We start from the raw sequence: 13,404 nt of genomic DNA, 5'->3' as shown, positions 1-13,404 counted from the left end.
TCCTTCAACCAGATATCATGGAATCTCTGTTTACCCAAGCAGAGTATGAAGCCCCGATCGAGGCCTGTGGGTATCTCGCAGGTACGGATGGGCAGATCACCCGTCATTTCCCACTGACCAACATCGATGGAAAAGAGGATCACTTCTCGTTCGACCCGCAGGAACAGTTTGCCACCCTGAAAGCGGCACGGCAGGAGGGACTCAGCATCATCGGGATGTATCACAGCCATCCGGCTTCGCCTGCACGACCATCACCAGAAGACGTCCGGTTGGCATATGACCCGACGATCGTGTATATTATTATTTCACTCATGAATGACACAAGAACCGTACGTGGATTTTATATCCGGAAAGGAGAGGTTGTTGAAGAACCATTGACAATCGGGGAAAATACCAATGACCAATGAGATTATTGATCTGGCAGCTCTGAAAAAGACAGGCATGATCCAGCAGAAACAGAAGGAATTTTTTGCCCTGCGACTTCACTCCGTAGGTGGTGATTTCACCACGCAACAGATACGAGGTATTGCAGAAATTGCAGATACCTTCGGCAAGGGACAGATCCACCTGTCCACCAGACAGGGAATTGAGATACACTTTGTACATGGTGCCGATCTCGAAAAAGCGAAGAGCGAACTCGAAGCAGTTGGCGTGACAATGGGAGCATGCGGCCCCCGTATCAGGGTTATCACCGCCTGTCCCGGCACTCTCACATGCCGATGGGGGATTATTGATACGAAGGAGATCTCTGGCTACCTGGATACAACCTATTTCCGGGAGGAGACCCCGCATAAGTTCAAGATGGCAGTAACGGGTTGTCCCCACAACTGTGCAAAGGCGACAGAGAATGATATCGGAGTGATGGGAGGAATCATACCTGGATGGCTGGAATTCGGGTGCAATGATTGCGGACTGTGTGTGAATATCTGCCCCACCGGGGCAATCTCACGAGAGGGTTCCTCCTATAGCCTGGATCTGGATAAATGTATTAACTGCAGCATCTGTACCGCCAGTTGTCCAACCGGGTCCTGGGTGGCTGTCCAGAAGGGATATATTCTCTGGATCGGGGGGACCATGGGAAAAATCCCCCGTCTGGCAAGCCGGCTTGATGGTGTGATCGAGTCCAAGGAGCGGCTCTATGAACTCATCAAACGTGCCGTCACCTATTACCGGGAGAATGGCCGGAAAAAGGAGCGGTTCGGGCACATGATCGATCGGATCGGTCTTGAGACTGTGAAAGCGGAGATATTACATGGGAAATGAGATAAAGAAGAGACTGGATCTGCATGGGGTCATCTGCCCCATCAATTTTGTAAAAACAAAACTTGCCCTTGAGGAACTGGAACCGGGCGACCAATTGGAGGTAATTCTTGACGAAGGAGATGCCATACTCAATGTACCTCGGAGTTTGAAAGATGAAGGGCACACGATCGTCAAGGTGTCTCCCCAGGGGGAGACATTCATCGTTATTATCGAGAAAGGATGAGGGCCGGAAGAATTTTCCAGAGGTCTACCCAAACTTTTATCTCAATTTTTCCCCAAGGGCCCCCCATATGATCTCCATCGAAATTTATGATGCTCGCTAAACCATACCGATTGCTTCCCACACCAGTTCTCAACGGGTCGTCCTTGTGCCGATGGACATACCGGTTTCATCTGAAACTCAATAATCCGAGTAGTTAGAACCTTATCATTGTCTTGATATGGTCAGGACTACGTTATTGTTCCGGCGAACAAACATGATGCGAGGGGATTTTGGATTCGGAGGCAGATCACATGACAAAAAATTTCTCGCAAACCAAGCGTAGAAGGGAGATTTCATTCGATAGAGCACTATTGGATAGACATCGGTAATGTTTGTCAGTTTTCTGCGGATAATCGATGAAATACGTCAATAATTACTGATTTCTCCAGACTGATATGGCATTCAATGAATATCTAATAGATATGAGCGGAGATTCACCATGATGGCAACATCATGGAATACCTACATCATTGTAACCGAGAATCGACATTTAAACATCCCGGAACAGGGTCTTTATTCTCTGGGTACACCCGAAAACTCGAACCACCATGAAGGGAGGCCCACATAATGCCGCAGAGTGCTATAAAATCATTTCAGTATCCTGAATCACTGAAAGAGAAATTCTTAAAGACCAGTGATATCAAGTTTCGGTATTCAAAAACGGTCACCCCGGAAGAGATCTGGCATTTCATGACTGTGGATGCTCCCCGGAGGTACCCGTACGCCTACGAGGTCAACCCCTATTTTATGGACCAGATATCTGCGGATGTCAATTTTCTGACTGGGATTAAGTGTAGGTATCTGCGACTTTCCCAGAAGGATCGGTTCTTAGGGGCCCACAATAATGGAGTACCGATCATCTTCACACAGGGAGGGCAGACATTCGAACCGTACTATGCCGCAGGCGGTATTCCCATGCGACCCGGCCTGATCTCCCGGTTTGCTGACGATCTTGTTGAAGGGCAGACCCTGAATCAGTTGGGAAACAATAAGAAGGAAAAACTTGAGTTCGGACATAAATTGATCCATACGGAATCCTGCGGTATTGTCGGATCGCACGTCACAGTCCAGAGAGGGCTTGTCCCAGTCGATCTTATCGCACCGTACCTCTGCCTGCGCTGTTCCGATAAACAGTACCTGGTGGAGTCATACCGGAACATAAAAAATGTCGAATCATACGATGACCCCGCGTCACGTGGACCCTACTTCAAAAAGGATATTCCCCTGATGCTGATCGATTACCCGATAGATAACCAGAACGAGAAGGAATGGGCAACCGATTATCTTGAGACAATGCTCAGGAATCTGACCGCGAAGATCACCGAACTTGGCGGAAAGGAGGTTACGGATAAGGACCTTGCCGAAGAGATCCGGTTTGAGAACAAGATCAGAAAACTCACCCAGGATATCGTCCATCTCTGGTGGAGTGCGCCGGTTCCCCCGACCAACAGTTCGGATTTCGCCGGGACGTCAAGTACTTCTGCCGGCTTGTTCAGGATCGGAAATGAGTTCAGCGGGGATCCGAATGGAGCCTACTCGGTCCTGAAAGATGCCTATACCGAACTGCAGGAACGGGTCCGGACAGGTGTGAAAGGTACAGGAGTATCTGATGATCCAGTTCGGATCTATATCCTCGGCCCTGCGGCCACCGAGACACTGGACCCGGGATATATTGACAAACAGGGAGGCGTGGTCGTAGGAAAAGATGACCAGTGGAGCGAGATCTGCACGCTGGTCGATGAAGGCGGAAACAATCCGTACCAGAACCTTGCAAAAGCAATTCTCTCGTTCCCGATCGAGTTACCGACAGAACAACGGGCTGAATGGGCAATCCAGCAGGTGAAACAATCCCGGGCTGACGGCGTGATCTTCACACACACCTGGGGATGCAACTTCCAGTCGTCCGTTGCCCGTATGATCTGCGACATCATCAGGGATGAAGTAGGTGTTCCAGTCATGGATACAGGAAATAACAGTGGAAACTCCTCAGGACTCGGGGAGGAGCAGTCTAAGACCCGGGTCGCGGCATTTATCGAGATGATATCAGGATGATTACTGAAATAATGGACCTATTTGAGATATCACACGGTCCTTCTCAAATTTATAAAAAATTATTAAAGGTGTATGAATATGAGCGAAATTGACTGGGAATCCCCGGAGAGTGCCGACCGGTACGACAAAAACTGCGATCATCAGTTTCGGAAAGGCAAAGCATTGATGGAGATTCTGAAGATCCAGAAGGGGGATTCCGTGCTGGATGTCGGCTGCGGGACCGGGGTGCAGGCCCTGAATGTCTCGGAGATCATCGGACCATCCGGCCGGCTGACGGGTATCGATCCATCCACGCAAAGGATAGAACTTGCTCGAAAAAAATTTGCTGGAGAACCCACAAAAAATGTTCGCTTTCTGGTGGGCCAGGCCGAGGATCTAGGTGAGGTACCGGACAATTCCATCAATCGTGCCTATTTCTGTTCCTCATTCCACTGGGTTGATGACAAGAGATCTGCTCTCAAGGAGATATACCGGGTGCTCGTGCCTGGGGGCCGGGTGGGGATGACGACACTAGAGAGAGACAGTCCAGACACGATACGGTCACTGATAGATCCCCTGTTTTCAAAATACAACATCGAAAGGGGGGATGAACTGCAGAGAGGGATCAAAAGGGTCACGGCTCCAGAACTTCATGATCTCTTTTCAGACGCTGGTTTTACAGGTATCTCTGTCGAGCCGAGGAACACACCACGGCGGTATGGTTCCCCAGAGGAGTTTCTGAAGTATCTGGAAGAGAAGGATCGGTCAGGGCTCCTGTTGAAAAAGGTCCCCAAAGAGATCAGAGAAGAGATCCGACAGGAGATTACCAGAGAACTCGAAACTCACCATAACCAGACCTCTATCGAGTTTGGAAATGTAACGCTGTTTGCAATTGCGTCAAAACCAGATGAACGTAATTGAGGAGTAAAATCTCTCTGTTTTGATGCATCAATCACCTTTTTTAAGAGACTGGGAGTGTCTCCCATAAGCGTATCAGACACTCGTCGGGAATGAAGAATAATTTTAACGCGATAATATATCCTGCCGGGATAAAATCAATTCTTTGAAAATAGGATCTGGAATAGATGATTCAGATGGATCCACGCATTTCCGAAATTACTGCCGGAATATTGGATTTTTTGTCTTTTTTAAGCAGGGATTGGAGAATTGGGAACAGAAAACGAATCATACAGGTAACGTTTGTCTGATATCTGTAGGTTGTCGACGAAATACATCAATAATTACTGATATCTTCAGGATAATAAGGCAGTCCAAGAATAATTAAGTCATATGATAGTCGTCATGATGACAACATTGTGTAGTACGTTCGTCACTGATACCAAGAGTCTGAATTCGGACATTCCATTCCTCGATGGAAAGGAAGTGAGGTTACCATAATGACGCAGAGTGCTATCAAACTGTTCCAGTACCCCGAATCACTGAAAGAAAGATTCCTGCAAACCAGTGATATCGAGTTCCGGTACTCTAAAACGGTCACCCCGGAAGAGATCTGGCATTTCATGACCGTGGATGCTCCCCGGAGGTACCCGTACGCCTACGAGGTCAATCCATACTTTCGGGATCAAATATCTGCTGATATCGGATTTTTGACCGGAATAAAGAGCAGATATCTTCGGCTCTCTCTCAAGGACCGGCTTCTGAACGCTCACGAGAATGGGGTACCAATCATCTTCACACAGGGTGGCCAGACCTTTGAACCTTACTACACCGCCGGCGGAATCCCCCTGCGTCCAGGCCTGATCTCACGTTTCGCAAATGATCTCACTGAAGGACAGACAGTCAATGAGCTGGGGAATAGCCGGAAGGAGAAACTGGAGTTTGGAAATAAACTGATCTCCACAGAATCGTGCCCGATTGTGGGTGCTCACGTCACTGCACAGCGGGGTATCGTTCCCGTCGATCTCGTCGCACCGTACCTCTGTCTGCGCTGTTCAGACAAACAGTACCTCGTCGAATCCTACCGGAATCGTAAAAATGTCGAAGCATATCTGAACCCTGCTTCCCGTGGACCGTACTTTAAGGAGAACATTCCCCTGATGCTGATCGATTATCCCATCGATCAACAGAATGAAAAAGACTGGGCAATTGACTATCTTGAGACAATGCTCCGGAACCTGACGGCAAAAGTCAGTGAATTGTCAGGAAAAGAGGTGAACGATCAGGTGCTTGCCGAGGAGATCCGGTATGAGAACAAGGTCAGAAAACTCACTCAGAATATTGTTCACCTCTGGTGGAACGCCCCCGTACCTCCAACCAACAGTTCGGATTTCGTCGGTACATCAAATACATCGGCCGGATTGTTCAGAATCGGAAATGAGTTCAGCGGCGATCCGAATGGAGCGTATTCGGTCCTGAAAGATGCATGCGCCGAACTACAGGAGCGGGTTCGGAACGGGGTGAAAGGTGTCGGCGTGGCAGATGACCCGGTACGGATTTATATCTGCGGGCCGGCCGCGACGGAAAGCGCCGACCCTGGACATATCGACCGTGTTGACGGCGTTGTCGTTGGAAAAGATGACCAGTGGAGTGAGATCAGCACATTGGTGGATGAAGGGGGAAACAATCCTTATCGGAATCTCGCCAGGGCTATCCTCTCATTCCCAATGGAACTTCCCACCGAGGAACGGGCAGCATGGACCATTGAACAGGTGAAAAAATCTCGGGCTGATGGGTTGATCTTTACCCATACCTGGGGGTGCAACTTCCAGTCTTCTGTTGCGAGGATGATCTGTGATATTGTGCGGGATGAAGCAGGTATCCCGGTCATGGATACGGGAACTGCTGGAGGAGGCCCCAGTTTATTGGGAGAGGAACAGTCAAAGACCCGACTCGGAGCCTTTATTGAGATGATATCAGGATAAAATTGATCATTGTTGACGGGATCCAGAATAAAACCAATTTTTAAGGAGATTATACTATGAAAAAGAAACTAAAAATTATAATCACCGCAATTGTTGCGATTGCTGTTATAGGTATCGTCATCGGACTAATCCTGACCGGGACAGTGGGTTCCCCCCATACCAAAACGACCCAGATACAAGGAAACAGTGGTACGCAGACGACAAACTCGTCCAATGTCAAGACCGTCGGAAATACTTCAACAAATCAGAGTGGGGACTTTTTTACCCTACGAACACCGCTCTCGTCTTCACTTGCCGTGATCGATCTGGCTGACCAGTTGGGATATTACCGGGATAACGGTATCATCATCGAACGGACAGGCACTTCGACAGGAGGACCCCAGAATATCATGACTGTTGCATCAGGAAGCAATGATGTCGGGGGGTCAGCGTTCTCAGCGATTGTAAATGCTATTGCAAAGGGAACCAAAATCAAGGTCGTTGTACCCTCTATAGGAACCAGTTTAACTGAACCGGATTACAAATGGCTCGTTCTGAATACGAGTTCCATTAAAACAGCAAGTGATCTCAAGGGAAAGACCATCGGTGTTAACACCCTGGGAGCTCAGGCAGATTTCGTTACCCGGGCATATCTCTATCAGCATAATCTGACCCCATCTGATGTCCAGTTGGTAGTTCTCCCTATCGAAAATGAAGAACAGGTTTTACGACAGGGTCAAGTTGATGTTATTGCACCAAATGGAAATTACCTGAAGAAAGCGGAATCAGATGGGGGGGTTCGTGCCCTCTTTACAGATGCAGAAGTAACCGGCGATCAGGTAAAATCTGCAACATTCATGTCCACAGATTTCATCGAAGAGCACCCGGATATTGTACGAAAGTTTGTCAATGCTACAACACGGGCAATTGAATGGGACAAACAAAACCGGGATCAGTCAAAGGTTCTTCTCGCAGAATACCTTGAAAAGAACAACGGCAATACGAAACTGGCGGCACTCCATAATGGCTGGGCAATTCGAAGTCCCCCCACTATTAATGACCAGGATGTCCAGTTCTGGGTAGATGTCATGGTTAAAGAAGGGCTTCTCAAGGAGGGACAGATCAAACCATCTGATGTCTATACAAATGAATTCAATCCATATTACCAGAAGTAGATCATTCAGGTGATGATTAATAATCTCTTTTTAACCACAATCCCTTTTTTTGATTTTTACCAGATCCTCCCCCAATGATGGATTCAGATCAGGTCAAACGAAACATCATAATATTAAAAAAATAATGAAAGAGGACATTGTTGAATCTCTCATTTAAACCCTTATGATTCGGTCTTTACATCAATAAGGGCAACATATGAGAATAGGTTAAGGAATTTCAACAGAGCCGAAAGATGAATCAAAAAGATGTGTGTGTCGTTGTTGGAAAAATATCCAGTTATTCCCACCGAATTAACTCTTTCTTGCAATGAGATCCACAGTCGGGCGGCCACCGTGCCTGTGAAGCAGATCCAGTTCCTGTTGGGATAAACTCCAGACATCGCCCTGAATCGAGCGAACCTTCTCAATGAACTCTAATGGAATAATTACCGAGTTGAATTGTTCCAGAGCGAATCCGTTCCGGTTCAGAATATCTACAAGTTGCTCCTTGGAGTAAAGGGTAAAAAATTTATGATCTCCATGCGTCAATCTGACGAATCCCCCTGGGCGTAATACCCGAGAAATATTTTGAAATGCAACATCAGGATCAAGATATCCAAGGACATTGATGAGTACAACTTTATCGATGGACCCTGCAGATATCTCCTGCAAGGCCTCCGGCAGATTCAGATCATCATGGATGTAGGTGACTTCAATAGAGGAGGAGACGGAATCAAGCCGGTTCCTTGCATGTTCCAGGATCCCCTCTGAGAGATCTGCGATAAAATAATGACCGGTCTTTCGTTTCCCCGAGATTACATTATAAGCAAGGTCTGCTTTTCCAGGACCGATTTCCAAAATAGACGAGGCGTCTCCCAGCCAGTCCGCAGCGCTTTCCAGCCATTTCGGCAGATTCACCGGACTTGGAAAAACAAAATCATCTCCTTTCAGGGCAGATATAGTACCCCAATACTCACTCTTCGTACCATGAGTAACTGCGTTCCCGCTTTCAGAATTTCCTGAATCTTCCTTTATTTTGGATAATGTTGGAAACATATCATCACCACCAGACAGGGATACTGTTGTTTTGACACTATATCCTCCAGGAGAAATCAGCAACAATTACCGCAGTTATCTCAAATGAGTACTGTATCCAAAACGATACCAATGACGAGTTCGCCCTGCATGATACAGTAAAATCTTAGAAAATGGTTAAAATTGTGTTTATTATACAGGTACCGACTTAATAGTTTGCCGTTAATCGATTGAAATCAACAATATCGGGTCAAAAATTGCTGATTTCCGGACAATATAATACCATAATCGCGATACTTACATCTACGGAATAGCGGAACGTTGAATATGACTGAAATACGAGCTGTGAATATCGGAAAATCATACAAAATACGCGGTAATGGAAACTCAGAAGATCCCGAAGTCAGTAGTGAATTGATCGCCCTAGAACAGATTAATTTGCATGTACAAACCGGAGAGTTCCTTGTGATCATTGGCCCCAGTGGATGTGGGAAGTCCACATTTCTCGATATGGTTGGCGGATTGTCCCAACCTGACAAAGGCGAAATCTTCATTGACGGTAAGCAGGTAAAGGGCCCGGGGCTCGATAGGGGTATTGTATTCCAGCAATATGCCCTCTTCCCCTGGAGAACCGCCCAGGAGAACGTGGAGGTCGGTCTCGAAGCACAAAAAATCGAAAAGGATAAGAGGCATGCTATTTCAAAAGATTACCTCTCCCTTGTCGGACTAACCGGATTTGAGAACCGTTATCCCTATGAACTCAGCGGAGGAATGAAGCAGCGTGTTGCCATTGCACGGGCATTGGCTCTGAATCCAGATGTTCTTCTGATGGATGAACCGTTCGCTGCACTTGATGCACAGACCCGGGAGATCCTGCAGCGGGATCTTCTCAGGATCAAAGATGAAACAAAAAAGACCGTGATTTTCATTACCCATAGTATTGATGAGGCTGTCTTCCTCGCAGACCGGGTAGCAGTCATGACCGCCCGGCCAGGAAAGATAAAAGAAATCGTCGAGATACCCATCTCCCACAAGCAGCGACTGGAGGAGGATGTCCAGAGCACAGAGGAATATGTCAGGGTTCGTCACATCCTCTGGGCGACTTTAAAAGATGAGGTTGATAAAGCCCAGGAGTTGTGCAGGGCCTGCCCAGTTACAGCATGCAGCGAGAGAGCATCGGCACCATCGCTTACCAGTCCCAACGCAGGTGCATTGAAGAAAATTAAGGCTTAACTGATCCGGTTCAGTCTACCATTGAATAAAAGGATGTACCGGTATACCCGGTAGAGTTATAGAGAGATGAGAAGAGGGGCACCAAGAATTCGGTGCCCATTTATCAAGTATTTCGAACCGAAGTGGCAATACTTGCTCAATTCTATATCGCTTTATCCCATTCAAAATAACATTTTTTGATGCGATTCCTCAAAGAAAATGAACTCATTGCCCGATTCATGGCAATGAATATTGGTTCAGGAATCGCGGTGGGTATGGTAAATTTTATCCTCCCCCTGTTCTCCTTAAGCCTTGATGCAACAACAGCAGAAATCGGACTTATTAAGGGTATGATGGGGGTAGGAGATATCCTCATCGTCCTGCCTGCCGGATTTCTCATTGACTATTTCGGCACCAAAAAGATGTACACGGTTGCCTGTCTCTTTGGATCATTCATGATTCTTGTGATGTCCTTTGCACAATCACCTACGATGCTCCTGGGGCTTATGATCTTTTATGGTATCTCGCGTTCGCTGAGAACAACCTCTCTCAATGCCTCCTTTTTTAGTAACATGAATGCTATCGGTATACGGAAAGGTGGCTGGTTTAAGGGGGCGATGACTGCAGGAGCTCAATTTATCGGCCCTCTCATCGGGGGGTTTGCGATAATTTTCCTGACGTATCCAGGATACTTCGTTCTGGCAAGTGCTTTTCTGCTGGTCCCTCTTGTTGTCCTTTACCTTTCAACAAATGGGGAAAAATCATCGGATACAGGTCCTAAACTCCATCTCTGGGAATCACTTCGATATTACCGCAACCTCCTAAAGAATAAACTGCTGGTGTCCGCGACCTTGACTGAGTGCATGAACTCAGCCTGTTTTATGACATTCTCCACATTTGTAACCGTGTTAATTGTTGTAAATTTCGAGTTATCTCCCAGCATTGCAGCAATACTAATTGCATTACGTGGAATTGCCCAGATACTTGTAGTGATCTTCTGTGGCCGATTGTTGTATGAGAACCATAATAATCTGTATTTCATCAGTTACATTATGATCATAATCAGCCTGCTTCTCTTTGGAACTAACTCCAATATCATTATACTAGCCGCTGCGGCGGTGATTATGGGCAGTTTCTCCGGGCTCATGACACTTCTTACCTTCACCAATGTGGGGAGTATCGAAGGAGAACGCGGAAAAATAGCTGGAATATTTGCCATCGGGACAAGCATTGGCGCAATATTCGGACCTGTTTACGGCGGGTTTATCGGAGACACGTTTGGAGTGCAGAATATTTTTTTGGGATTTATTCCCCTATTCGTGACCATGGCATGCTTCTATCTGTTTATCGGCAGGAAACAGAATATTGCTGGAAATATTTCCAGAACTATTCATCTAAAAAATTAATCGTCCCTAGAGCGAAGAGTGTTTGGTCAGATGAATTCCACTTTTGGAAAATTAGCGGTGAGAGTTGCTGATTTCTTAAGGGTAATACCTTATCATAACACACCTTTTAGAAGAGAAATCTACTGAACAACGTAGAGGATTTGTTGAACCACATGACAGAAAGTATTACCAAGTTTGATACTCCAGTTCTGGCTGAACGATACGATCAGATCAGTGACAGTCAGTTCGATAATGGAGTCCAACTCATACAGGAACTGGGAATAAAGAAAGGGGATCGGATTCTCGACGTTGGATGTGGGACCGGTCGACTGATTGAGCACATCATCAATACATTCGGGGACTCGGTCGAGATCGTCGGCCTTGAACCATCGGAATATCGCATAAAGATTGCACAACAGAAGGTTACCCCATTTCCCAATGTAACATTTCAACTCGGAAGTGATAAGGATCTGCACAATTTTGCAGACAACAGTTTTGATATTGTGTACATCAATTCTGTATTCCATCACATCCCAAACGTCGCGGCGAAAGCTGCAGCCCTTGTATACATTCATAGAATTCTAAAACCGGGCGGAAAACTGGGAATATCAGACCCCAATAAAGATGTTCCCGGCCTTCTCAGAGACATCACAAAAGAAGTGGTGGAGTCGCACGGGTTACACTATAAACAAGAGAAACTGATATCCCCGAAGAGCCTGAGTTCGTTACTTATCTCATCCGGACTGGATATAGTGAAATTAGACAAGGTAACGAAGACCCGGTATTATCCTACTCCTCAGGACGCACTCGAGTTCTCTGAAGCAAGTAACTTTGGAACATACTTATCGGAAATTCCAGAAGATCAGCGAGAACTGATAAAGTCCGATATTGCAGAAAAACTGGTTCACTATAAGACCGAAAAGGGTGTGGAGCATACCCTCGGCAGGATCTTTGTTATTGCCCAGAAGAAAGCAAATAATTAATTTAACATTTTTCCAGAAGGATGTGAGGACCAACGAAGTATCACCAGAGGCAGGGGTGTATCAGCAGCAATCATGAGAGGTGCATGTTCAAATCTGGGGTCGACGATCACCAATGTTAAAAAAGTCGCAATCAAAGTCGATGCGGACGCGGTTCTCGGACAGGTCGACGATGAGATAATAAAAGGATGCATTTCAAATTCAAAATATATTCTTAATATCCATCCCCATCTTCTGTATCATGTCCCTCTATTATTTCATTGCAGGAAAAAACATCTCCACAGACCCGACCGGCAATCCTGCATAGTCTGGGCAAATCTTGCTGATTTGTATGGTCTGATACCTGAAGGAAACAGAGAGTATGGAGATGTAAGGATGATCAATGGAGGAATGTAGTATTATCATGACCAAAAGCATCGCACCATCTGATACCCAGGACCTGGCAGAGCACTATGATCAGACCAGTGATGCCCAGTATGAAAACGGTATCCACCTCATAACAGAACTGAGGATCAATAATGGGGATCGTGTCCTCGATCTCGGATGCGGGACCGGCCGTCTCGCGAGACATGTCGCTGAAATTACCGGTAAGACCGGATTTGTCGTCGGGCTGGATCCTTCAGATCACCGGATCAAACTCGCGTTGGAAAAATCAAGATTGTTTCCTCAGTTATCATTCCGTGTGGGTAGTGACCTGAGTCTCGGAAATTTTCCAGATAACAGTTTTGATGCAGTGTACCTGAATTCTGCATTCCATCATATCAAAGACCACAAGGGACAGGAATCAGCACTGACCCAGGTCCGCCGGATTCTAAAACCTGGGGGAAAGATCGGTCTGTCAGATCCGGATCAGACTTCTCCCAGTATCCTGAGGACCATCACCCATGAGGTACTGGGAAAGTACGGCGTTCATTCCCAAGATGATGATGGAATCACGCCGGCAGAACTTGAATCGTTGCTTAGGTATACGGGATTCTGGATACAGAAGGTGAAATATATCAAAAATCCAGAACGCTATGATTCTGCGCAGGCGATAATCGACGCTGCAGAATCGAGCCATTTTGGAAATTATCTCTCGGAGGTGCCAGAAGAACACCGCGATCAGGTCAGGTTAGAAATTACAAAGAAATTGTCAGAACTTCAGACCAGTACCGGTATTTTCATGAAACGGAGCAGGGTTCTGATCATCGCAGAAAAGCCCGGCTAACAGATACTCTTCTC

The 13,404-nt window shown here is 46.5% G+C and carries 12 protein-coding genes; 11 read left to right on the top strand and 1 reads right to left on the bottom strand.

All coding sequences use genetic code 11. The features are described 5' to 3' along the window. Nucleotides 1–17 precede the first annotated feature (17 nt). The 7 genes from MPAL_RS05670 (at nt 18) to MPAL_RS05640 (ending at nt 7,592) form a co-directional block, all read left to right on the top strand. Nucleotides 18–407: a M67 family metallopeptidase gene (locus tag MPAL_RS05670; protein WP_201763863.1), complete on the top strand. Its 390-nt coding sequence runs from the start codon at nt 18–20 to the stop codon at nt 405–407. Beyond that, on the top strand, nt 397–1,263 hold the full coding sequence (locus MPAL_RS05665) for a 4Fe-4S dicluster domain-containing protein (protein WP_012617801.1): 867 nt from the start codon (nt 397–399) through the stop codon (nt 1,261–1,263). Before MPAL_RS05670 ends, MPAL_RS05665 begins: the two co-directional genes overlap by 11 nt. Continuing rightward, nucleotides 1,253–1,486 carry a sulfurtransferase TusA family protein gene (locus MPAL_RS05660; RefSeq protein ID WP_012617800.1) on the top strand — a complete coding sequence of 78 codons (234 nt, stop codon included), beginning with the start codon at nt 1,253–1,255 and terminating at the stop codon, nt 1,484–1,486. Before MPAL_RS05665 ends, MPAL_RS05660 begins: the two co-directional genes overlap by 11 nt. 606 nt (nt 1,487–2,092) lie before the next feature. Further along, on the top strand, nt 2,093–3,577 hold the full coding sequence (locus MPAL_RS05655; RefSeq protein WP_012617799.1) for a 2-hydroxyacyl-CoA dehydratase family protein: 1,485 nt from the start codon (nt 2,093–2,095) through the stop codon (nt 3,575–3,577). Nucleotides 3,578–3,655: 78 nt separating this feature from the next. After that, nucleotides 3,656–4,477 carry a class I SAM-dependent methyltransferase gene (locus MPAL_RS05650; protein WP_012617798.1) on the top strand — a complete coding sequence of 274 codons (822 nt, stop codon included), beginning with the start codon at nt 3,656–3,658 and terminating at the stop codon, nt 4,475–4,477. 476 nt (nt 4,478–4,953) lie between these two features. After that, nucleotides 4,954–6,438 (top strand): 2-hydroxyacyl-CoA dehydratase family protein, encoded by a 1,485-nt coding sequence (locus tag MPAL_RS05645; protein WP_012617797.1) that lies wholly within the window; start codon nt 4,954–4,956, stop codon nt 6,436–6,438. 56 nt (nt 6,439–6,494) lie between these two features. Beyond that, nucleotides 6,495–7,592, top strand: coding sequence for an ABC transporter substrate-binding protein (locus MPAL_RS05640; protein ID WP_012617796.1), 1,098 nt, complete (start codon nt 6,495–6,497; stop codon nt 7,590–7,592). Nucleotides 7,593–7,883: 291 nt separating this feature from the next. Here the strand turns inward: MPAL_RS05640 and MPAL_RS05635 are convergent, their stop codons facing one another. Further along, nucleotides 7,884–8,627: a class I SAM-dependent methyltransferase gene (locus MPAL_RS05635; RefSeq protein WP_012617795.1), complete on the bottom strand. Its 744-nt coding sequence runs from the start codon at nt 8,625–8,627 to the stop codon at nt 7,884–7,886. 306 nt (nt 8,628–8,933) lie between these two features. Between MPAL_RS05635 and MPAL_RS05630 the strand changes: the two genes are divergently transcribed. From MPAL_RS05630 to MPAL_RS05615, 4 genes are all read left to right on the top strand, one after another. Next, nucleotides 8,934–9,839, top strand: a complete 906-nt coding sequence (locus tag MPAL_RS05630; protein WP_012617794.1) for an ABC transporter ATP-binding protein — start codon at nt 8,934–8,936, stop codon at nt 9,837–9,839. A 179-nt stretch (nt 9,840–10,018) separates the two neighbouring features. After that, complete coding sequence (locus tag MPAL_RS05625; protein ID WP_012617793.1) at nt 10,019–11,224, top strand: MFS transporter; 1,206 nt, start codon at nt 10,019–10,021, stop codon at nt 11,222–11,224. A 152-nt stretch (nt 11,225–11,376) separates the two neighbouring features. Then, on the top strand, nt 11,377–12,186 hold the full coding sequence (locus MPAL_RS14355) for a class I SAM-dependent methyltransferase (protein WP_012617792.1): 810 nt from the start codon (nt 11,377–11,379) through the stop codon (nt 12,184–12,186). A 400-nt stretch (nt 12,187–12,586) separates the two neighbouring features. After that, complete coding sequence (locus MPAL_RS05615; protein WP_052292200.1) at nt 12,587–13,390, top strand: class I SAM-dependent methyltransferase; 804 nt, start codon at nt 12,587–12,589, stop codon at nt 13,388–13,390. Nucleotides 13,391–13,404: the final 14 nt, after the last annotated feature.

Source organism: Methanosphaerula palustris E1-9c, assembly GCF_000021965.1.
GTDB classification, from domain to species: domain Archaea; phylum Halobacteriota; class Methanomicrobia; order Methanomicrobiales; family Methanospirillaceae; genus Methanosphaerula; species Methanosphaerula palustris.
The sequence above is the reverse complement of the archived record's forward strand: the minus strand, read 5'-3'. Positions and strand labels throughout refer to the sequence as shown.